Below are 22115 nucleotides of genomic sequence, written 5' to 3'. Positions count from 1 at the left end.
GGCAAATCAACCAGGGGCCGGCACCGGGCCGCCTACCGGGCCTCACCCCAGCCGAGCGCCCCCCGCGGCCGGGCGGGGCCCCCCACCCCCCCCCGCGCCCCCGATCCCAGCCCGCTCCCCCTTTCGCCAGGACCGAGGTATGTCATGAACACGTTCGACCTCAGCAGGCGCTCCGTTCTCGCCGGTTCCGCGGCCGCCGCCGCGGTCGTCTCCTTGCCCGCGCTCGCGGGGCAGGCGCAGGCCGCCGCCCCCTCGGCCGTCACCGAGAGCGGCTACCGGTGGCGCACCGCCGCCATGGGCGGCACCGGGTTCATCAGCGGGGTGCTGTTCCACCCATCGGTACGAGGGCTCGCCTATGCCAGGACCGACATCGGAGGCGCCTACCGCTGGGACGACCGCACCGACCGCTGGATCCCGCTGACCGACCACCTCGGCTGGGACGACTGGAACCTCCTCGGGGTCGAGGCCATCGCCGTCGACCCGACCCACCGGGACCGGCTGTACCTGGCCCTCGGCACGTACACCCAGCCCTGGGCCGGCAACGGTGCCGTGCTGCGGTCCGAGGACCGGGGGTCCACCTGGAAGCGCACGGACCTCCCCGTGAAGCTCGGAGCCAACGAGGACGGGCGCGGATGCGGTGAACGGCTTCTGGTCGACCCGCGGAACTGCGACACGCTGTGGCTCGGCACCCGGCACGACGGACTGCTCACGTCGACGGACCGGGGCGCCACCTGGCAGCCCGCGGACTTCCCGGCCACCCCGAGCGCCACCGGCCAGGGCATCACCCTCCTGGTCGCCGCCGGCCGAACCGTCTACGCCGGCTGGGGGGACTCCGACGGCACCCCCGACCGCTCCAACCTCTACCGCACGTCCGACGGAAAGACCTGGGAGCCCGTGCCCGGGCAGCCGGCCGGCACCGCCGCGAGGGTACCGATCCGCGCCGCGTACGACCGCCTCACCCGGGAGCTGTACGTGACGTACGCCAACGCCCCCGGCCCCAACGGCCAGTCCGACGGCAGCGTGCACAAGCTGCTGACGACGAACGGGACGTGGACCGAGGTCACCCCCGTGAAGCCCGGCGGCACGACGGGCGACGGCGGGACCGACGCCTTCGGCTACGGCGGCGTCGCCGTCGACGCCCGCCGGCCCGGGACGCTCGTCGTCTCCACCAACAACCGCTGGTCCGAGATCGACACCGTCTTCCGATCCACCGACGGCGGCCGCACCTGGACGTCCCTGAAGGACGAGGCGGTCCTCGACGTCTCCGAGACCCCCTACCTCAAGTGGGGTGGAGACGAGGCCAAGTTCGGGTGGTGGATCCAGGCCCTCGGCCTCGACCCGTTCGACTCCGGGCACGTCGTCTACGGCACCGGTGCGACCCTGTACGGCACGCGCGACCTCAGGCACTGGGCGCCGCAGATCCGCGGGCTTGAGGAGACCGCCATCATCCATCTGATCTCGCCGCCGGTCGGCGAGGCACATCTGATCAGCGGCAACGGCGACATCGGCGTCATGTACCACGAGTCGCTCACGGCGTCCCCCTCGCGCGGCATGGCGTCGAACCCCGTGTTCGGTTCGACGACGGGACTCGCCCAGGCCGCGGCCCGCCCCTCGTACGTCGTGCGCACCGGCTGGAGCGGGAGCGCCAACGGCGCCTGGTCGCACGACGGCGGACAGACCTGGTCGCCGTTCGCGTCGCAGCCGGCCGCGGCCAAGGACGCGCCCGGCCCGATCGTCACCAACGCCGACGGCAGCGTGCTCCTGTGGGCCCTCGGGTCCTCGAACGGCACCGTCAACCCGGCGTACCGCTCGACGGACAACGGTGCCACCTGGTCCGAGGCCGCCTCCGTCCCGAAGGGCGCCGTCCTGGTCGCGGACCCCGTGGACCCGGCGCGCTTCTACGCCTACGACACGACCGCCGGCACCGTCCACGTCAGCACCGACGGCGGCCTCGCCTTCACCGCCTCCGCCACCGGCCTGCCCTCGGGCGACACGCAGTTCCAGCTGACCGCGGCACCGGGACGCTCCGGTGACCTGTGGCTCAGCGCGAAGGAGGCCGGGCTGTACCGCTCCACCGACGGGGCCGCCACCTTCATCCGGGTCGGCAGCTGCCGGTCCTCGCACACCCTGGGCTTCGGCAAGGCCGCCCCGGGCGCCGCCTACCCGGCGATCTACATGGTCGGCGCGACCGACGCCTCCAACGCCGTCCACCGCTCCGACGACGAGGCGAAGAGCTGGGTGCGGATCAACGACGACCAGCACCAGTGGGGCTGGATCGGCCGGGTCGTCACCGGCGATCCGCGGGTGTACGGCCGGGTCTACGTCGGCACCAACGGGCGCGGCGTGCAGTACGGGGACCCCGTCTGATGCCCGGCCTGAGCGACGCGACCCGAGGCCGCCTTCTCTTCGGCGGCGACTACAACCCGGAGCAGTGGCCCGAGGAGACCTGGCGCGAGGACGTCCGGCTGATGAAGGCGGCCGGGGTCAACTCGGTCACCCTCGGCGTCTTCTCCTGGTCGACGCTGGAACCGGAGCCGGGCACAAGGGAGTTCGGCCTACTGGACACGATGATGGATCTGATGCACGACAATGGCATCGGCGTCGTCCTCGCCACCCCGACCTCCTCGCCCCCGCCCTGGATGGGCCGACTGCATCCGGAGACCCTGCCCGTCACCGAGGACGGCCGCACCGAGTGGTGGGGAGGCCGGCAGCACTTCTCGCACTCCAGCGCCACCTATCGGCGCTACGCCGCCGCCATCACCGAGGACCTCGCCGCCCGCTACGCCGGCCACCCGGCGCTGACGATGTGGCACATCAACAACGAGTACTGCACCTTCGACTACGGCAACGAGGCGGCGGCAGCCTTCCGCCGCTGGCTGCGCGAGAAGTACGTCACCCTCGGCGCCCTCAACGAGGCCTGGGGCACCGCCTTCTGGAGCCAGGGCTACGACACCTGGGACGGCATCCTGCCGCCCCGCCTGCCGCACTACATGCGCAACCCCACCCAGGTGCTGGACTTCAAGCGCTTCACCTCCGACATGCTCCTGGAGTGCTACGTCGCCGAGCGGGACATCGTCCGCCGCCACACCCCGAGCATCCCGGTCACCAGCAACTTCATGCCGCTGTGGGTGGGCCAGGACGCCTGGCGCTGGGCCGAGGAGGAGGACGTCGTCTCCGTCGACCTCTACCCGGATCCAGGCGACCCGCTGGGCGCCCAGAGCGGCGCCCTGGTCCAGGACATGACCCGCTCCCAGGCGCGCGGGCCGTGGATGCTCATGGAACAGGCCGCCGGGCCCGTCAACTGGCGCGGCGTGAACCACCCCAAGCCCCGTGGCCTCAACCGGCTCTGGTCCCTGCAGGCCGTGGCCCGGGGGGCCGACGCCGTCTGCTATTTCCAGTGGCGGCAGTCCCGGCAGGGCGCGGAGAAGTTCCACTCCGGCATGGTCAGCCACGCGGGGGAGGAGGGCCGGACCTTCCAGGAGGTCAAGCGGCTCGGCGCGGACCTGGAGCGGATCGCCTCCGAGGTCACCGGCCGGACCGTCACCGCGGACGTCGCGGTCCTGCACGACTGGCACGCCTGGTGGGCCGGCGCCCAGGACGGCCGCCTGTCCGGCCGGGTGGACCACCCCGACGTCCTGCGCGCCTGGCACCGAGCCCTCTGGCAGGCACACCTCACCACCGACTTCGCCCACCCCGAGCACGATCTGACGCCGTATTCCGTGGTCGTCGTGCCGCAGCTCTACGCCCTCACCGACACGGCGATCGACAATCTCGTCGCCCATGTCCGCAGGGGAGGCACCCTCGTCTGCGGCTTCCAGACGGGTGTCGCCGACGAGGACGACCGGGTCCGCCCCGGGGGCATGGATTCCCGGCTGCGCGAGCTGTTCGGCATCCGCACCCTGCACGAGTGGTGGCCGCTGGACGCGGGGGAGACCGTCACCTGCGAGGGCTTCGAGGCTTCCCTGTGGTCGGAGGAGCTGGAGGCCGACGGCTCCGCCGACGAGACCGTGGCGTACAAGGGCGGGGAACTCGACGGACTGCCCGCCGTCCTGCGCAAGGGCCGGGCCTGGTACGTCTCCACGCTCCCGGAGCCGGCGGCGCTGCGCGACCTGCTGGCCCGGATCGCCTCCGACGCGGGCGTCCGGCCGGTGCTCGACGGCCTCCCCGAACAGGTCGAGGCCGTGCGCCGGGGCGAGGTGCTGTTCCTGCTCCACCACGGCCGCGAGCCGGTGACCGTCGAAGTGCCCGGCACCCACCACGATCTCCTCACGGGCACGTCCGTCACCGACCGGATCACCCTCGGCCGCTACGGAGTGGCGGCCCTCCGGCCATGACCGCCGTGGACGGACCCGTCCACGGCACGGTGTCGAGTCCGCGAACGCGGGCTCGACACCGTAGCGGCTCAGGCCGTAGCGGCTCAGGTCGTAGGTGTGGCCACGTCAGGGCGCCGATCCGGTGCTCGCCCGCACCGTCAACTCGGGTGCGATCAGCGAGACTTCGGTGACGTCGCGACCGTCGATCTTGGCGACCAGGCGCTCCACCGCCTTCCGGCCCATCTCCTGCGCGGGGATGGAGACCGACGTCAGCCGCACCGAGGCCTGGACGGCCACCTGTTCCGGGCAGATCGCGACCACGGACACGTCCTCGGGGACGGCGCGGCCCAGCCGGCGCAGCAGGGCGAGCAGTGGCTCGACCGCCTGCTCGTTCTGTACGACGAACCCGGAGGTGCCCGGGCGCTCGTCGAGGATGCGGGTGAGGACGGCGGCTATCGCGTCGTAGCCGCCGCCGCACGGCCGGTGCAACACCCTGATGCCCAACTCCCTTGCGCGGGAACGGAGTCCGTCGAGGGTGCGCTCGGCGAAGCCGGTGTGCCGTTCGTAGACCGCGGGGGCCTCGCCGATGACGGCGATGTCGCGATGGCCGAGCGTCGCCAGATGCTCGACGCACAGCGCGCCGGTCGCCCGGAAGTCGAGGTCGACGCAGGTCAGTCCTGAGGTGTCGGCGGGCAGTCCGATCAGCACGGACGGCTGGTGGGCGCCGCGCAGCAACGGCAGCCGCTCGTCGTCGAGTTCGACATCCATGAGGATCATCGCGTCGGCGAGCCCGCTGCCGGTGACGCGGCGGACGGCTTCGGGGCCCTCCTCGCCGGTCAGCAGCAGGACGTCGTACCCGTGCGTCCGGGCCGTCGTGGCGACCGCGATGGCGATCTCCATCATCACCGGCACGTACATGTCGGTGCGCAGGGGAACCATCAGCGCGATGATGTTCGACCTGTTGCTGGCCAGGGCCCGCGCGCCCGCGTTCGGGTGGTATCCCAGCTCGCGGATGCTCTCCTCGACCTGCAGCCGGGTGGCCGCGGAGATGGGCCGCTTGCCGCTGAGGACATAGCTCACCGTGCTCGCCGACACTCCGGCGTGCCGGGCGACCTCGGCGAGGGTTACCATCCAGCTCTCCCGGTCTTGTGAAGCGCTTCGATCATGCGAGCGTTTCGCTCCTGTGTGAAAGGTACGCCGACCCTATCCCCGGCATGGCGCGTTGTCCATCCTTCGTTGAAGCGCTTCGATGAAGCGGGGGAGGGCCTCCGTTCAGCCGTCGAGGGGCTCGTAGTCGAACCAGTCGAAGTGGGCGGTGCCTGCCGCGGCGTACATGCCGATGACCCGGCCCGTGAAGCCGCCGGCGACCTCGGTCGACAGGTAGCGGCCGTCGAGGGTCGCGAGCTCTGTGAACGTGCCGTCGGGCTGCTCGACGCCGAGGGAGACGACATCGGGTCCCGTGCACGGTCCGTGCGGAGTCGCCTGTTCCGTGATCGTGACGGCGAGGACCACCGGCCCGGCGGGCACGGACTGGGCGGCCACGACCGTGCGCAGGGAGCCGACGCGCGCGATGACCCGTACCTCCGTGCCGGACACCTCGATCGCGTAGTGGTGCCGCTCGTCGAGCCGGACGGCGAGGCCGCCGTTCCCCTCCGCGGCATCGACCAGCGTGCGCGCCCGGCACGCGAGGTGCTGCTGGCGCCGGCCGGTGAACACCACGTCCGGCTCGTCCAGGGAGCCTCCCCGCGCGCGGAGGGTCAGCCAGCCGGGGCGCTCCTTGGTGGTGCAGTGTTCGGCCGGCCGGTCGCGCAGGGAGATCCAGGACGGTCGGAGTTCGGCGAGGTCGAAGTCGTCCCGCCGCTCCTCGACGGGGCCGGGGGAGAGCGGCCACGGGAGCCGGGGCAGGTCCAGGGCGACCTCGCCGACGACCGGCCATCCGTCCTCCCAGGTCACGGGGGCGAGGAAGGTCTCCCGGCCGAGCACGTGCCAGCCCGGCGTGCCGCCGCCGGGTCGGACGCCGAGCAGCACCATCCACCAGGAGCCGTCGGGGCCTTGGACGAGGTCGGCGTGCCCGGTGTTCTGGACGGGGTGGTCGGTGCCGCGGTGGGTGAGGATCGGGTTGGCCGGGCAGGGCTCGAACGGGCCGGCAGGCGCAGGGCCGCGGGCGATCGAGACGCCGTGGCCGCGCTCGGTGCCGCCCTCGGCGATGAGGAGGTACCAGTGGTCTCCGATCCGGTACAGGTGCGGCGCCTCCGGGGCCTTGGCGCCGGGCCCGCCGGACCAGAGCCGGTGCGGTGTTCCGTACGTCTGCCCGGTGGACGGGTCGAGACGGACCTGCGAGACCCCGGCGACCGTGCACCAGCAGGTGCCGTCCTCCTCCCAGACCAGGTCGGGATCGATGCCGGGGACGCCCGGCGCCCACACGGGGTCCGACCAGGGTCCGGCGGGGTCGGTGGCCGTGACGATCAGGTTGCCGCCGCCCTCGCTGCAGGTGGTGACGATCAACCAGAAGCGGCCGTCGTGGTGGCGCAGGGTGGGGGCGTAGATCCCGCCGGAGGACGGCATGGAGGTGGGCAGGCGCAGTTGGTCCGGCCGGTCCAGGGCGTTGCCGATCTGCGTCCAGTGCACCAGGTCGCGGCTGTGGAAGAGGGGGACGCCGGGGAAGTACTCGAAGCTGGAGCAGGCCAGGTAGTAGTCGTCGCCGACGCGGCAGACGCTGGGGTCGGGGTGGAAGCCGGGGATCACGGGGTTGGCGGGGCGTTCGGCCGGCTGGCGCGGAGAGGGCATCTGAGGGGTCCTTCCGTCGAATCGTGATGCAGGCGTGGGGTGGTTCAGGAAGCGCCGGGGGCCGCCGTGGGGGTGATACGGAACAGGACGGCGGACGGCGCGGTGGGCAGGGTCAGGCTCAGCCCGGCCGTGTCGGGCAGCCAGGCGGCATCGGCCAGGCCGGCCGAGGGGTAGAGCAGGTCGACATGGGCGGGGGTGTCCCGCAGGTGGGGCAGGCGAAGCATCGCCGTGGCGTCGGTTCCCGGGCGGCGCCAGGCCGTGAGGTAGGTGGTGGCGGGCGTGCGCATGGCCAGGGCGATCCAGGGGTCGTCCCAGGCGGGAAGGCCCAGTGGCCAGGACGGCACGGCCTGCGGCAGGTCGGCGCGGATGGCCTTGTACACCGCCACCGCCTCGTGGACCAGGGCACGGGCCTCCGGTTCGAGTTCGGGAATGCGGCCGGAGAGATGGATCCGGCCGAGCAGCGCGTTGGCCATGGTGAAGGCCACCTCGTCGAGGGAGTCTTCCGGCCGGGGGTACGCCCAGACGGCACCCTGTTCGGGGGTGACGGCGGTGGGCGCGGAGGCCGCGATGGGCGCGTAGAGGTGGAGGTTCTGCTGGTCGCTGGTGGACTGCAGCTGCAGCCGGGAGAGCATGGCGTCGTCCCAGCGCATGCCGCCGGAGGCGCAGTTCTCCACCACCAGGTGCGGGTGCCGGTCGAGGACGCCGTCGAGCCAGTCGAGGTGCGCCCGGTTGTGGCCGAGCAGGCCCCCGCCCGGGGTCTCGCCGGGGTGGGCGCTGGTGCCGGAGCCGGGGTCGATGTTGTGGTCGAGCTTGAGGTAGCCGACGCCCCACTCGCCGACCAGGCGGTCCACGACCCGGTCCAGGTGGGCTCGGGCGGCGGGGTGGCGCAGGTCCAGGTGGTGCCTGCCGGTCTCCGTCAGGCGGACGCCGTCGCGGCGGAAGAACGCCTCGTCGGGCAGGGACGTGGCCATGGGGCTGTGGACGCCGATGACTTCCGGCTCCAGCCACAGGCCGGGAACCATGCCGCGTCGGCGGATGTGGTCCAGCACCTCGTGGATGCCCTTCTCGCCGGGGAAGCGCGAGGCGGCCGGCTCCCAGGCGCCGACGCTGGTCCACCAGCCGCCGTCACCGTCGTCGTACCAGCCCGCGTCGATGACGAAGTGCTCGGCGCCGGCCTCGGCCGCCGCGTCGATCAGCGGCAGCAGCTTGTCGGTGGTGGGGTCGCCCATCAGGCAGTTCATGTAGTCGTTGAAGACGACGGGCAGGCGCTGGTGGTCGGCATGAGGGCGGCGCCGGGCGCGGCGGTAGCGGGTCAGCGCGGCGAACGCGGCGTCGGGGCCGCCGTCTGCGCCGAAGGCCAGCGCGGCGGGTACGGTGCGGAAGACGGCGCCGGGTTCCAGGGGGTGCCGCCAGCCGTGGTGGGTGTCGGTGGGCCCGAACAGCGCGGCGTAGGCCGCCTCGTCGTGCTCTTGGCACTCCCAGCGCCAGCCCCCGCCGTTGTGCTCGATCTGCCACACCCAACTGCGGCCGGTGCGCCGGTCCGTGAGGCCGCCCATGGGCAGGTGTCCGCAACTGGACCAGGTGCCCTGTCCGTTCACGGCGAAGCCCGCCTTGCCGTGCCCGTACGTCACGCGTCCGCTGACGCCGGGTGTGGTCCGGCGCATCGGCTGCCGCTGCCAACGGCACTCGGCGAGCCAGTCGTTGTCCGCCCACAGCAGGTCGGCGGCGTCGACGGCCGCCGGGTCCCGTGGGGTGAGGCAGCCCACCACGAGCGAGCTGACCGACTCCAGGTGCACGGTGGTCCGTCCTTCGTTGCGCAGCGTCACTTCACTGCGGAGCACGGGGATGCCGTCCGGCGACCGGTAGGTCACCTCCGCGACCAGCTCGGTCTCCGGGTCGTGGAGCCGCACGGTCAGCGTGTCCCAGTCGCCGTCGCGGGCCGCGCGGTGGGACCGGTGGCGCAGCCGCCCGCCGAGAGAGGTCCCGACCAGACGGCTGCCCGACCAGTCGCGGCCGTGCCCCGCGGCCGTCACCTCCACCAGGGGGAGGGACGCACCTCGGACTCCCCGCGCCTCGCCGGGCAGTCCGAGGTGCGTGAGCCGCGGGCTGCCGTCGTCATCGAGGACGAAGTCGAGGCGAAGGGCCTCGTGCCCCCAGTGGAAGGTCCCTTTTTCGCTGGTCATGGCCGCCCTTTCGAGGTCGGTGCCGAAGTCGCCCGCGCCGGGTCCGGGAACGAGGGGTCATCCGGCGGTCAGGGTGGTCCACTTCTGGTTGGCGCCGCCGTGGCAGTCCCACAGCTGGAGCTGCGTGCCGTCGGCGGTGGAGGAGCCGGGGACGTCGAGGCAGCGGCCGGAGGCGGGGTTGCGGTAGCCGCCGTTGTAGGGCTGCCAGACCTGGTTGGTGCCGCCGTGGCAGGCCCAGAGGTCGACCTTGGTGCCGTTGGTGGTGCCCCGGCCGGCGGCGTCGAGGCACTTGCCCAGGGAGCGCAGGGTGCCGTCGGTGTACGCCGACCAGTACTGGTTGGTGCCGTCGCCGCAGCTCCATGTCTGGACGGCGGTCCCGTCGGCGGTGCCCGCGCCGCTGACGTCCAGGCACTTGCCGGCGATGCCGGACTGCACGCGCGCGGGGGCGGGGGCGGGGTTCCTCAGCCAGCCGGCGCTGTCCGCGGCCTGGACGCCGCGGTGGAAGGCGTCGGCCATCTTCCGGTAGCCCGAGTCGTTGGGGTGCAGGGGGTCGGCCAGGTCGGCCGTGGTCAGGCCGCTCATGTCGACGTACGCGACGCGCTTGCCCGCGGCCTGTGCGTCGCCGACGATCCGGGGGATGGCCTGGTTGTACGTGCCCCGCCACTGCTCCTCCGAGCCGTTGGTGGACACGACCAGGGAGGCGACGAGGACGGTGGCGTCGGGGACGTCGGCGGTGATCCGGCCGACCAGCGACCTCAGCTCGGCGATGGCGGCGTCGGGCCCGGAGGCCCCTGACTTGTTGAATCGGTCCCAGACGCTCGGTCTGCAGCCGTAGCGTCCAGGGTGTCGGTCGGCACGGGCCCGCAGTGCTCCTTGCCGCCCTCGGGCTGGCTCACTGATAGCGTGCCGCCGCCGGCCGACACCCGCGCGGTGTGGCTCGACAGAGGCATGAAGGTGACACGGTGACTTCAAGTCAGGGTGCCCACCGCACTCCCTTTCCTGTCTCATCGAGTGCGAGGGCAGCAGCCTGTGATCCTGATCGGTGTCGATCCCCACAAGTCGTCCCACACCGCCGTCGCCGTCGACGCCGCCGGCCACCAGGTGGCCCAGCGCCGGTTCGTCGTCAACGCCGGAACCTTCCGCCAACTGATGCGCTGGTGCGAGCAGTGGCCCGACCGCCGTTTCGCGGTCGAGGGTGCCGGCGGCCTGGGCCGTTCGCTGGCCCAGCAGCTGGCCGCTGCAGGCGAGAACGTGGTCGACGTGCCTTCCACCCTGTCGGCCCGGGCCCGACTGCTGGCCACCGGCGGAGACCGCAAAACCGACGCCAAGGACGCCCTGCACGTCGCCCAGGTCGCCCTCTTCCGCCATGACCTGCGCCCCGTTGTGCGGGAAGACCAGACCACGATCCTGCGGCTGCTGACCGAGCGACGTGACGACCTGGTCCACGAGCGCACCCGCGTCCTCAACCGGCTCCACGCCGTCCTGCGCGATCTCCTGCCCGGCGGAGCACCCACCGGCCTGTCGGCCGACAAGGCCGCCGCCTTGATGAAGGGCATCCGGCCGGTCACGGCCACCGACAACTGCCGCCGGGACATAGCACGCGACCTGCTGGCCGACCTGCGCAGACTCGACCGGCAGGTCAAGGACAACGAAGCCGAAATGCGCGAGGCCGTCGCCGCGACCCGCACCACGCTGACCACCCTGCCGGGCCTGGGCACCGTGCTGGCCGCCAAGGTCATCGGCCACATCGGGGACGTCGGCCGGTTCCCCACCGAGCATCACTTCGCCAGCTACACCGGCAGCGCACCCCTGGACGCCTCCAGCGGCAACAACGTCCGCCACCGGCTCAACACCGGCGGCAACCGCGCGCTGAACTCGGTCCTGCACACCATCGCCGTCTGCCAGATCCGCGACGGCGGCCGCGGGCAGGACTACTACCTCCGCAAAATCAGCGAGGGCAAGACGCCCTCGGAAGCCCGCAGGGCTCTCAAGCGAAGGCTGTCCAACGTGGTCTACCGGATCATGAAACGAGACCAGCGAACCCACCTCGCACAAGCCGCTTGACACACAGAGGCGCTATGAGGTCGTTGGTGCCGATGTGCAGCGTCACGACGTTGGGCCGGTAGCGGGTCAGCGAGACGTCGGCGAGGGCGGCGATCTCGTTGATGTGGTATCCGGGGTGGCCTTCGTTGTCGGGGTCGGACATCGAACCGTTCCGCGCCGTGCCCACGAAGTCCAGCGGATGGCCGTCCGCCGCGAGCTCGTTCCACAACGGACCCCGGTAGCCGTCGCCCGTACTGCTACCCACGCCCCAGGTGATCGAGTCGCCCAGCGGCATGACCCGCAGGGGCGTGTCGGAGGCGGCGGAGGCAGGGGTGAGACCTGTCGCCGTCACCCCGAGTGCGACGGCGAGCAGCGTGATCAGGTGGAGGAGCCAGGACTTTCTCATGCGGGTGTCCTCTTCCGGGAGTGAGGGCTCGACGAACCGGACTGAAGGCGATTCCGTCGGGGGTCCGGCGCCAGGTCCGGACAGATGCGCCGCCGTCGGTGCGGGCGCGCGGCAGGACCGGGGTCCGGCGGCCAGGCCGTCCTGGCCGCACCCAGGAGCACGGGCACTCGGCTCCCCGGGAAGGGGCTGGTGAGCGTGGGAACCTGTTCGGTTCCGTCGCAGGACAGTAGACAGGCAACATGTTCCCGTCAAGAGCCGCCAGATCCTCACATCCCTGTCGTGGGTCGGGCGGCGGTCGCCGGGTACGTCAGAGCCCGCGTCCGTGTCGGAATCGTGCCGGGGTGGTTCCGCACGCGTCGGTGAAGACCCGGTAGAAGCGGCTGACCGAGCCGAAGCCGGCGGCCGTGGCCACCTGGCTCGCGGGAAGGTCGGTGGTCACCAGCAACCGGCGTGCTTCGGCGAGACGGTACAGCTTCACGTACTCCCCGATCGTGGTGCGCACGACCTTGCGGAACTGGGTCATGGCGTAGGTCGGGTGGACGTTCGCCGCCGCGGCGACGTCCGCGACCGTGACCGGCTCGCGGAAGTGCCGCGCGATGTACCGCGCCATGGACACCGCCTGGCGCAGGGCCGGATCGTCACCGACGTGCCGCCGCACCGGATCGCCGACCGTGGCCAGCGCCAGGCGTCGGACGCGCGCCTGGATCTCCAGCATCGCGATGCGGTGCAGTTCGTCGTCGCCCGCCGCCAGATCCGCGGCCCACTGCGTGAACTTCGCAGGATCGCTCGCGTCGGCACGGTCCGGGGGAGCGACGACCGGCACGCCCGAGAGCACCCGGGCGAGGAGCGGCTGGGGCAGCCCCCAGGAGAGGAGCCGGTCGAAGGGCACATGCAGCCAGTGGACGCGCGTCGCCTCGCTCGCCACCAACTGGTGCGGGATCGCGGCCCAGAACACGGCGAGGCCGCCCACCGCGACTTCGAGGAGCTCGCCGCCATAGAGGTAGAGCATCGACCCACCGTCGGCCACGAAGTTGATCTCCAGGTCGTCGTGCCGGTGCGCTGCCTCCATCAGCGTCGGACGTCCGGACCAGCCGCGCAGGTACGAGGGTTCGTCGACCAGAGCACCCTGAGGATCCAAGAAGTTCTCGCTTCGAAACGGTGCAGACATCGCGTGGAGCCGGATCCTATCGTCGTGGAGCAGTGCCGAAGCCCGCACCGTCATGCGACCGGCACCAGCCCGCACCCACTCCCACGTTCCTGATGGAGATCTCGCGTGTTCTCACTCGGCATCGTCGGCGCCGGCCAGTTCGCCGGTTCGTTCGCCAAACTCTGGCGCCTGCACCCGAACGTCGGCGACATCAAGGTCACCGACCTGCTCCCGGAGCGCGCCGAGCGGCTCGTCACCGAGCATGACCTCGTAGGCACGCTCCCCTCGTTCGAGTCCATGCTCGACTCCGATCTCGACGCCATCGCGCTCTTCACCCAGCGCTGGACCCACGGCCCCCTCGCCGTGCAGGCGCTGCGTGCGGGCAAGGACGTCTACAGCGCGGTCCCCATGGGCGTGACCGAGGCCGAGATCGCGGACATCATCGCGGCGGTCGAGGAGACCGGCCGGATCTACATGATGGGCGAGACGAGCTACTACCACCCGGCGACCGTCTACGCGCGCGCCCAGATCGCCGCGGGAGCGTTCGGCCGGATCTTCTACGCGGAAGGCGACTACGTCCACGACATGGACTGGGGCTTCTACGACGCCTACAAGTACAGCGGCGGCGAGAACTGGAAGTCCACCGCCAGCTACCCACCGCTGCTCTACCCCACGCACTCGATCGGCGGGATCCTCGGCGCCTGGCAGACGCACGCCGTGAGCGTCTCCGCGATCGGCGTTCCGGACGAGCGCGGCGACGGCGTGTTCGACCGCGAGATCAGCCAGTTCGACAACGACTTCTCCAACGCGACCGCACTGTTCGAAGTCGCGGGTGGCGGCAGCTTCCGCACGAACGAGTTCCGCAGGGTCGGATACATCGGCAAGGAGTCACGCTTCCGCTACTTCGGCACGGAAGCCGTCTTCGAACAGCTCGGCTCGGTCAGCCTGTGGCAGGACAAGAAGGGCGAGCACGACGTCACCGCGCACCTGCACCCCGCACCCACCCTCACACCGGACGACCCGGCGCTCTCCCACATCGCCCCGGAACTGCGCGACGCCTTCGCCTCCGGTACCGCACCCGTCCACGACCGCTCCCGACTCCCGCGCGAGTTCGCGCACGCGCCCAACGGGCACGAGGGCAGTCACCACTTCCTCGCCGACGACTTCGCCACCGCGGTCACCACGCGAACGCCTCCACCGCTGCACGCGTGGACCGCCGCCCGCTACACCCTCCCCGGCATCGTCGCCCACCGATCCGCCCTCCAGGCCGGCGTGCGCCTCCCTGTCCCCGACCACGGAGACGGCCCCCGAAGGGCGTAGACCCACGATGAGCAGGGCGCTGCCGACGGTCGGGTTCTATCGAGCCGCGCTGTCGCGCGGGGCTGGGCCGGCGGTGCGGATGCCGCGAGGTGACGCCCCGAGTTCGCGGCGGCAGGCCTTGTTGAACGCCTGGAGGTCGGGGATGCCGACCGAGGCGGCGACGGCGGGGATGGAGAGCGTGGTGGCCCGCAGGAAATGGCGTGCGCGTGCCATCCGGCGGGCCCGGATGTAGCCGACGACGGTTTCCCCGGTGGCGGCACGGAAGAGCCGGGTCAGGTGGTTGTGGGAGACGCCGGCGGCCTTCGCGATCTCCGGCACCGTCAGGGACTCCGTCAGCCGCGCCTCGATCAGGGCCGTAGCGGTCGCCACCGCCGGATGGACGGCCCGGGCGCTCTGCTCCCGCTGCGGGGTGAGCCGGGCGATCCGCCACAGGGCGGCCCACACCTCGGCGGTGGCCCGGGCCGGGGTGTTCGGCCAGGCGGCCAGTGCCTGATGCAACTGTGCGGTGAGCAGGTCGAGTTCGGGTCCGACCGGCTGGATCACGGGAATGCTGTGGGGCGTTCCCTCCGAGCCCAGGCGGAGGTGGGCGTAGAGGTGCTCGGAGCGGCCCCGGTAGCGGTAGCGCACCTCGGTTCCGGGCGGTACGAGGCTGACCCGCCCGGGGCGGATCGCGTGCGCGGTGCCGTCGACCGTCAAGTCGGCGTCGTAGCCGTACAGATGGAGCTGCCACAGGTCCGGCAGCGAGAACACGTCCACCTGGCCGGCCGGACCGTGCACGCCGATGCCGACGGCGGCGAGAGCGGGAGGGGCGTCGAGAGGGGCGAGGACCGTCTGCATGGCCACGTGTTCTACCACGGCGTCCGCGGCCCGTCCCGGGGTGCGGTCCTCGGCCTGCGCGTCGGACGGCGCGGTGAGAATTGACCAGTAGAGGGTGAACGCGACCCACGCGGCGCGCGGCGCCGCGACCTAGCGTGGCAGGCATGGAGAACAGGCGAGCACTGCTGAACTCGGTTCAGATGGCGCGCTTCGTGGCGCGCGGTTCACTGCGGATGGACGCGGTGGTTCCGGCGGAGATGAACGCCGAGGGCCTGGCGGTACTGGCGGACGGAGTGCCACCGGTGCCGTACGGCACGCCGCTGTCCGACGCGTACGCGAACGGCTCCTTCGTCCGCAGGCTGCTGGAACTGCCGCAGGTGGCAGGGGCCCTGCGCAGCCTGGTCGGCCCGGAGCCGTGGGTGGACCACCACTTCGTGCACACCCGCGAGCCTCACGAGGGTGCCGCGCAGGCGCTGCACGGGGACGCCATCATCGACGTCCGACCGGACGCCTTCGACGTCCAGTTGATGTACTACCCGCAGGCCGTGACGCTGGAGATGGGCGGCACGCTCAGCGTGCCGGGCAGCCATCTGCGGCGGACCAACGAATCGGACACCGGCCGCTACCAGAACCTGCGCGGTCAGGACCGGTTGGTCTGCCCGGCCGGCACGGTGGTGTTTCTGCACCACGGAATCTGGCACGGGGGACGGCGCAACGACAGCGACACCCTCCGCTACATGTTCAAGATCCGCTTCAATCCCCGGGTGCGTCAACGACGCCTGTGGGACACCTCGGATCTCCACGACCCGCAGGTGACCGCGGAACTGGACGCGATGTTCCCGTGGTACGAGGGAGCGACCGGCCGGCTGGAGCGGTACAACCGCATCCTGCTGTGGCGGGAGCTGACCGGCGACGACGATTTCGACCTCGACCACTGGGTGACCAGGGTCTCCAACCGCCCGAAGGGGACCGCGGCATGACGACCGAAGCGATCCCGCCCGCACCGGCGGACGCCGGAGACGCCACCGCCCCGGTGCTGCGGCAGCAGGTGCTCGTGCTGTACCTGGCGAGTTCGGCGCTGGACTCCCAGGTCGTCGGCTGGTCGCGCTACGACGGCACCGGCCGCACCTCGCCCACCACGGGTGACGGCGACGAGCCGCCGTACGAGTCGGGGGTGGCCGCGCTGCAGGACGGTTGGCGGCTGTTCCAGGCCGCCCAGCTGATCCCGCCGTATCCGGGTCACGAGTACGACGTCTCCTTCCTCAAGCACGAATTCTTCTTCGAACGGGTCGTCGACGTGCGGGCGCGGACCGGGCCCTGACATCGATTCGCTCGCCTTCATTGACAGGTCATGGAGGCGAATGGGACCGTCGAAGCGCTTCGATGAACGGTCACCGCAACCAGCTCGCCCGAGGGGTTTCCACGTGAGTTCCGTGCCCGTGCACGCCTGCGCTTCCGAGCCGCCCGACTTCCGCAATCCCGCGCTGCCACTGCAGCAGCGCGTCGACGACCTGATCTCCCGACTCAGGCCCGACGAGCGGCTCGCGACGCTGCACCAGTACGTGCCGGCCGTCCCCCGGCTCGGCCTCGCTTCCTTCCGTACGGGCAGCGAGGCCCTGCACGGGGTCTCCTGGCTGGGGGTCGCGACGGTCTTCCCGCAGGCCGTCGGTCTCGGCGCGACCTGGGACGAGGACCTGGTGCGCAAGGTCGCCGAGGCCGTCTCGGTCGAGCTGCGGGCCTTCCACCACCACCGCCCGCCGGTGATCGCCCCCGACCGCGCCCCCACCAGCCTCCAAGCCTGGGCGCCCGTCCTGAACCTGCTGCGCGACCCGCGCTGGGGACGCAACGAGGAGGGCTACTCCGAGGACCCGGTGCACACCGCCCGCCTCGGCGAGGCATACTGCCGGGGCCTGGCCGGCGACCACCCGACCTACCTGCGGACGGCGCCCGTGCTCAAGCACTTCCTCGCCTACAACAACGAGGACGACCGCTGCACGACCTCCTCAGGCCTGCGCCCGCGCGTGCTGCACGAATACGACCTGGCCGCGTTCCGCCCGGTCGTCGCCTCCGGCGCCGCGACCGGCGCCATGGCCGCGTACAACCTGGTCAACGGCCGTCCCTGCCATGTCAGTCCGCTGATCGAGACCGAGCTGCGCCGCTGGGCGCGGCCCACCGGGCACGAGCTGTTCGTGGTGAGCGACGCCGAGGCCCCGTCCAACCTGGTCGACCCCGAGCACTACTTCGACGACCACGCCGAGTCCCACGCCGCCGCCCTCAAGGCCGGCATCGACAGCTTCACCGACCACGACGAGGACAGCGCCACGCCGGTCGGCCGACTGCGCGAAGCCCTGGAGCGCGGCCTGATCGACCAGGCCGACGTGGACCGCGCGGTCCGACGCCAGCTGGAACTCCGCTTCCGGCTCGGCGAGTTCGACCCGGAACTCGACCCGTACGCCGGGATCGGCCCCGAGGTGATCGACTGCCCCGAGCACCGCGCCCTGGCGTGGCGCGCGGCGACCGAGTCGGTCGTGCTGCTCAAGAACGACGGGCTGCTGCCGCTGGACCCGGCCCGTACGCCACGGATCGCCGTCATCGGCCCCCTCGCCGACACGCTGTGCGAGGACTGGTACAGCGGCACCATGCCCTACCAGGTCGGCATCGCCGACGGCCTCGGCGCGGAACTCGCTGCCCACGACGGCGAGGTGGTCCGGGTGGAGGGCGTCGACCGCATCGCGCTGCGCTCCCGCACCACCGGCGAACTCCTCGACAAGGCCGCCTTCGACGTGACCGACTGGGGCCGCGGCGCGCTGACCCTCCGCGCCGCCGGCACCGGCCACTACCTGAGCCTCAAGGACGACGCCACCGTGGCGGCCGACCAGAAGACGCTCAAGAACTGGTTCGTCAAGGAGACCTTCCGGCTCGAACCGGCCGGTGAGGACACCGTGCTGCTGCGCTCCGTGCTCACCGGCCGCTACGCCGCCGTGGATCCGACCGACGGCCGCGTCACCGTGACCGCCGACGCCCCGGACTCCGCCGAACGCTGGGAGCGAGAGCTGCTGCGCGACGGCGCGGCCGAGGCACGGGCGGCCGCCGAGGCGGCCGACGCGGCGGTCGTCGTCCTCGGCAACCACCCCATGATCAACGGCCGTGAGACCGAGGACCGTACGGGTATCGAGCTGCCCGCGGGGCAGGAGGAGCTGCTGCGCACGGTCGCGGCCGTGCGCCCGGAGACGGCGCTGGTGGTGATGAGCAGCTACCCGTACGCGATCGACTGGGCCGACGAGCACCTGCCCGCCGTGGTGTGGACCTCCCACGGCGGGCAGGAGACAGGACGTGCACTGGCCGCCGTGCTGCTCGGGGAGGCGGAGCCCGCCGGACGGCTGCCGCAGACCTGGTACCGGGGCGACGACCCGCTGCCGGCCCCGCTCGACTACGACATCATCAAGGCCGGCTGGACCTACCAGTACCACCGGCCGGCGCCTCTCTACCCCTTCGGCCACGGTCTGTCGTACACCGACTTCACGTACGGCGACCTGACCCTGTCGCGGTCCTCGATCGGGCGGGCCGAAGGCACGGTCGACGCCACGCTGGCCCTGACCAACACCGGCGCCAGGTCCGGCTGCGAGGTGATGCAGCTCTACGTCCGGGCGTCGGACGCCCGTCACGAGGCGCCCGGACTGCGCCTCGCCGACTTCCGCAAGGTGCGCCTGGAACCGGGGGAGCGCCGCGAGGTGACGTTCCGGCTGCCCGCCGAACGGCTCGCCCACTGGGATGTCGCCACCGGAACCTTCACCGTCGATCCCGGCGGGTACGAGATCGTCGTCGCCCGTTCCGCCGATCACCCGGTCCTCACCGCACCGCTGACGGTGACCGGGGCGGCCCCGGCGCCCCGGGTCGTGGTGGAACGGCGCACCCTGGCGGTCGACTTCGACGACTACGCGGACGTCACCCTCGTCGACGCCACTCGGACCGACGGTGACGCGGTCACGCCCACCGACCCCACTCGGCCCGGGACACTTCTCTTCCGCGACGTCGACCTCTCCGGGGCCGTACGGATCGAGGCCGAGACCGCCCGCGAGGACGCCGGACCCGGTGAGGCGCGGCTGGTCGTCCGGGCGGGGGACCAGGTCCTTGCCGAGCTCGACGTCCCCCGCACCGGCGACCGCTACGCATGGCAGACCGTCGCAGGCGAACTGGCCACCCCGCCCGAGGGCGTCCACGACCTGCGCCTGACCCTGCACGGCGACTTCCGACTCGCCGCCTTCCGTTTCGGCAGCTCCGGCGGAGCCCGCTGACCGCCTGCGCCCGCCCCGTGAACCGGCGGCCCGTCCGACGGGGGGAGGACGGGCCGCCCCTCCCGCGTCCAGTCGTGCCCGGGACCCGCGAGGCACGTGGTCCCGACGCCACTCGAACACCGGCATTCGAACCCCCGCCACCTCGTCCACATTCCGACCGGAGGAATCCCCATGCCCCTCACCGACCTCGGGACCGACGACCTCGTCGACTACCGGCCGCAGCTGACCGCTCCGAGCGACTTCGACGCGTTCTGGCGCCGCACCCTCGCCGAAGCCCGTTCCTACGACGGGACGGTCAAGTCCGAGCGGGTCACTTCCGCGCACCTGCTGCACACCGTCGAGGTCGACGATGTCCGCTTCCCCGGCTGGAACGGCGAGCCGGTGGCCGCCTGGCTGCTGCGTCCGCGCGGCGCGGCCGGACCGTTGCCGGTCGTCGTCACGTACATCGGCTACAGCGGCGGCCGTGGCCTGCCCACCGACCACCTGTTCTGGTCCGCCGCCGGCTACGCCCAGCTCGTCGTCGACAGCCGCGGCCAGGGCCACGACACCCCGGACCGGACGACGGGCGACGGCACACAGTGGGCCGGGGGATTCATGACCCGGGGCATCGACTCCCCCGAGAACTACTACTACCGGCGTCTGATCACCGACTGCGTACGCGCCGTGGACGCCGTCGCCGAGCTGCCCGGCCTCGACCCGCGCAGGATCGTGGTGGCCGGAGGCAGCCAGGGCGGCGGCCTGACCCTCGCCGTCGCCGGTCTCGCCGGGGACCGGGTGGCGGCGGCACTGCCGGACGTGCCGTTCCTGTGCCACTTCCGCCGGGCCGTGCAGATCACCGGGGAGGGCCCGTACCCGGAGATCGCCGAGTACCTGCGCTGGCACAGCCGCGACCGCGTGGAACGCACCCTCGCCACCCTCGACCACTTCGACGGAGTCCACTTCGCCCGACGGGCCACCGCACCGGCGCTGTTCAGCGTCGCCCTGATGGACCCGATCTGCCCGCCCTCCACCGTCTACGCCGCCTACAACCACTACCGCGGCGAGGACCGCACCATGACCGTCTGGCCCTTCGGTGACCACGGCGGCGGCTACGGCTCCAACCCGCCGGTCCAGCTCTCCTGGCTGCGCGAGCGTGGTCTCGCACCCGAACTCTGACCTCCGGGCCTGCCCGGCTGGACCGGTAGCCCGGGCGCGCAGCCCTCGCCCCCGCCACCTGGACAGCGCGCGCCCTCCCCACAGGCCCTCGGAGACGTTCGAGCCGTCGTGGCGGCGGCGAAGCAGGCTTGCGCCGCGTTCGTCGACGCGCTGGCCCCCGGTGCCCCCGCCCTGCCCCGGGACCGGTGGTTCCGGCCATGCGACCCCTGGGACACCACCGCCACCTTCGCCCCCGAGCGCGTGGTCGTCACCGCCGCCCCGGCCGGCGATCGACAGCAGGACCAGACGCGCGGTCCCCCGGCGCGGCACAGTTGATCAGCCTGGCCCGGCCACCCAAGGGGCTCGCAACCCCCAGCTCGTTGCTCGACCGCAAGGAAGTAAAGGGCACCATGACCTACATCACTCACGTCCAGACGGCGGACGATGCCGGCGAGCTGATCCTTCACCCTGCGGACGTTGCGGGCTGAACGTGCGGGCCGCCCAGGACACGACGTCATTCAGTGACGCGGACCGCGAGGGCCGGGCGGATGGCGGCCGCGCGGCGCGCCGGTCCGATCGTGGCCAGGAGTGATGCGGCGAAGGTGGCCGCGGCCAGGCCGCAGATGCTGGTCCATTCGACCGGGAAGCCTCCTTCGAGGCCCTCGAACGCGGCGCTGTTGCTGTACATCAGCCAGGTGGTGAGGACGCCGAGCAGCGAGCCGAGCACGATTCCCTCCACGGCGATGAAGGTGCTCTCCCCGAGGAAGGACCGTTGGACGGTGCGTGCCCGGAAGCCGAGGGCCCGCAGGATGCCGATGGTGCGGCGGCGTTCGCGTACGGCTCGGACCATGACGACGCCGAGGCCGGTGATGCCCACGCCGAGGCCCAGGGCGAGGAAGCCCTGCATGAGGCGGAAGAAGGCGGTGCTGGAGTCGAACTGCCGGCGGATGTCCGACTCGATGGGCGTGGCGACCAGACTGGACGACAGCTGCTCGCCCTGGAGTCGGGTCGCCAACGCGTCGGGGGAGGTTCCGGGACCGGTTCTCACCAGTGCGGAGGCGTTCTGTGCCTGGGCGCCGAAGAGCTCGCGCGTCGCCTGCTCGCTGAGCACCACGGGGTACGTGGTCGAACTGGCCCCCGTACCCGGGTAGAAGACCAAGCCGTTGCTGAGCACGCCGGCGATGACCTTCTGTTCGCTGCGGCCGGTCCGGGAATCCGTCAGGGTGAGGGTGTCCCCTGGGTCGTAGTAGTCGCCCGCCGGGCCGCCGGTGCTGCCGAAGAAGTTGTCGAGAACGACGTAGCGGGGGTCGGAGGCGAGGGCCTGCCACACCGCGGGGTCGTTCTCCAGGCCGGGCAGCCGCTCCCGGAACGTGATGCCCGTGATCGCGCCGTCGGGCACCCCGACGGCCGCGATGTCGAGGGGCTGAGCGCTGCGGTGTCCCGGGTCGGTGGCCCTGCCCGTCGCGTTGACCAGCGGTGTCACGGCGGCGATCCCGGCAGCCGAGGGGCCGGCCCGGAGCTGCGCGGGGAGTGGGTGGGGCCCGGCCGTGGCGGGGGAGTGCCGCGCCCGCGCGGAACAGGGGGGGGGGGGGGGGGCGGCTGCGGTGGAGCCGGGGGGCGAGCAGGGCCCGCTGCTGGGGCGAGCCGGTGGCCAGCGCCTCCCCGTCCCGC

16 protein-coding genes and 1 pseudogene are annotated in these 22115 nt (G+C 72.1%); 9 read left to right on the top strand and 8 right to left on the bottom strand.

Going from position 1 to position 22115, the window contains the following annotated elements:
- The first annotated feature begins 144 nt into the window (after nucleotides 1-144).
- Nucleotides 145-2367 carry a 1,4-beta-glucanase gene (locus tag ACFW1I_RS00510; protein ID WP_384664663.1) on the top strand — a complete coding sequence of 741 codons (2223 nt, stop codon included), beginning with the start codon at nucleotides 145-147 and terminating at the stop codon, nucleotides 2365-2367.
- Nucleotides 2367-4334, top strand: a complete 1968-nt coding sequence (locus ACFW1I_RS00505) for a beta-galactosidase (protein ID WP_384664661.1) — start codon at nucleotides 2367-2369, stop codon at nucleotides 4332-4334. Before ACFW1I_RS00510 ends, ACFW1I_RS00505 begins: the two co-directional genes overlap by 1 nt.
- 105 nt (nucleotides 4335-4439) lie before the next feature.
- Here the strand turns inward: ACFW1I_RS00505 and ACFW1I_RS00500 are convergent, their stop codons facing one another.
- The 4 genes from ACFW1I_RS00500 to ACFW1I_RS00485 all read right to left on the bottom strand — a co-directional run bounded on the left by ACFW1I_RS00500 (nucleotide 4440) and on the right by ACFW1I_RS00485 (nucleotide 10291).
- Nucleotides 4440-5444 carry a LacI family DNA-binding transcriptional regulator gene (locus tag ACFW1I_RS00500; RefSeq protein ID WP_384664659.1) on the bottom strand — a complete coding sequence of 335 codons (1005 nt, stop codon included), beginning with the start codon at nucleotides 5442-5444 and terminating at the stop codon, nucleotides 4440-4442.
- Nucleotides 5445-5585: 141 nt separating this feature from the next.
- Nucleotides 5586-7100 carry a glycoside hydrolase family 43 protein gene (locus ACFW1I_RS00495; protein ID WP_384664657.1) on the bottom strand — a complete coding sequence of 505 codons (1515 nt, stop codon included), beginning with the start codon at nucleotides 7098-7100 and terminating at the stop codon, nucleotides 5586-5588.
- A 44-nt stretch (nucleotides 7101-7144) separates the two neighbouring features.
- Nucleotides 7145-9283: an alpha-galactosidase gene (locus tag ACFW1I_RS00490; RefSeq protein ID WP_384664656.1), complete on the bottom strand. Its 2139-nt coding sequence runs from the start codon at nucleotides 9281-9283 to the stop codon at nucleotides 7145-7147.
- 57 nt (nucleotides 9284-9340) lie between these two features.
- Nucleotides 9341-10291, bottom strand: coding sequence for a ricin-type beta-trefoil lectin domain protein (locus ACFW1I_RS00485; RefSeq protein WP_384664654.1), 951 nt, complete (start codon nucleotides 10289-10291; stop codon nucleotides 9341-9343).
- 21 nt (nucleotides 10292-10312) lie between these two features.
- Between ACFW1I_RS00485 and ACFW1I_RS00480 the strand changes: the two genes are divergently transcribed.
- Nucleotides 10313-11347, top strand: coding sequence for an IS110 family transposase (locus tag ACFW1I_RS00480; protein ID WP_351853620.1), 1035 nt, complete (start codon nucleotides 10313-10315; stop codon nucleotides 11345-11347).
- 16 nt (nucleotides 11348-11363) lie between these two features.
- On the opposite strand, the pseudogene ACFW1I_RS00475 reads toward ACFW1I_RS00480, so the two are convergent.
- Nucleotides 11364-11732: pseudogene (locus tag ACFW1I_RS00475) on the bottom strand (GDSL-type esterase/lipase family protein); the annotation flags it as partial.
- Between the two features lie 307 nt (nucleotides 11733-12039).
- A complete protein-coding gene (locus tag ACFW1I_RS00470; RefSeq protein ID WP_384664652.1) occupies nucleotides 12040-12870 on the bottom strand; it encodes a helix-turn-helix domain-containing protein in 831 nt (276 codons plus the stop codon).
- Nucleotides 12871-13005: 135 nt separating this feature from the next.
- Here ACFW1I_RS00470 and ACFW1I_RS00465 point away from each other — a divergent pair, with 135 nt between their 5' ends.
- Nucleotides 13006-14199, top strand: coding sequence for a Gfo/Idh/MocA family protein (locus ACFW1I_RS00465; RefSeq protein ID WP_384664651.1), 1194 nt, complete (start codon nucleotides 13006-13008; stop codon nucleotides 14197-14199).
- A gap of 36 nt (nucleotides 14200-14235) precedes the next feature.
- On the opposite strand, the gene ACFW1I_RS00460 is transcribed toward ACFW1I_RS00465, so the two are convergent.
- Entirely contained in the window at nucleotides 14236-15036 is an 801-nt protein-coding gene (locus ACFW1I_RS00460) for a helix-turn-helix domain-containing protein (RefSeq protein ID WP_384664861.1), read from the bottom strand.
- A gap of 143 nt (nucleotides 15037-15179) precedes the next feature.
- On the opposite strand from ACFW1I_RS00460, the gene ACFW1I_RS00455 reads away from it, so the two are divergent.
- The 5 genes from ACFW1I_RS00455 (at nucleotide 15180) to ACFW1I_RS00435 (ending at nucleotide 20780) form a co-directional block, all read left to right on the top strand.
- The gene (locus tag ACFW1I_RS00455) at nucleotides 15180-15995 is read left to right on the top strand and encodes a phytanoyl-CoA dioxygenase family protein (RefSeq protein WP_384664649.1); all 816 of its coding nucleotides are present in this window, start codon (nucleotides 15180-15182) and stop codon (nucleotides 15993-15995) included.
- Nucleotides 15992-16336 (top strand): hypothetical protein, encoded by a 345-nt coding sequence (locus tag ACFW1I_RS00450; protein ID WP_384664647.1) that lies wholly within the window; start codon nucleotides 15992-15994, stop codon nucleotides 16334-16336. Before ACFW1I_RS00455 ends, ACFW1I_RS00450 begins: the two co-directional genes overlap by 4 nt.
- A 112-nt stretch (nucleotides 16337-16448) precedes the next feature.
- Entirely contained in the window at nucleotides 16449-19310 is a 2862-nt protein-coding gene (locus ACFW1I_RS00445; protein WP_384664859.1) for a glycoside hydrolase family 3 C-terminal domain-containing protein, read from the top strand.
- A 171-nt stretch (nucleotides 19311-19481) separates the two neighbouring features.
- Complete coding sequence (locus ACFW1I_RS00440) at nucleotides 19482-20465, top strand: acetylxylan esterase (RefSeq protein ID WP_384664645.1); 984 nt, start codon at nucleotides 19482-19484, stop codon at nucleotides 20463-20465.
- Between the two features lie 108 nt (nucleotides 20466-20573).
- Nucleotides 20574-20780, top strand: coding sequence for a hypothetical protein (locus ACFW1I_RS00435; RefSeq protein WP_384664643.1), 207 nt, complete (start codon nucleotides 20574-20576; stop codon nucleotides 20778-20780).
- A 178-nt stretch (nucleotides 20781-20958) separates the two neighbouring features.
- Here the strand turns inward: ACFW1I_RS00435 and ACFW1I_RS00430 are convergent, their stop codons facing one another.
- Complete coding sequence (locus ACFW1I_RS00430) at nucleotides 20959-21927, bottom strand: ABC transporter permease (RefSeq protein ID WP_384664641.1); 969 nt, start codon at nucleotides 21925-21927, stop codon at nucleotides 20959-20961.
- Between the last annotated feature and the right edge of the window lie 188 nt (nucleotides 21928-22115).

Source organism: Streptomyces sp. NPDC058955, assembly GCF_042741435.1.
Taxonomy (GTDB): Bacteria; Actinomycetota; Actinomycetes; order Streptomycetales; family Streptomycetaceae; genus Streptomyces.
Note: the sequence above shows the minus strand (reverse complement) of the source record. Positions and strands in the feature narration are given on the sequence as shown.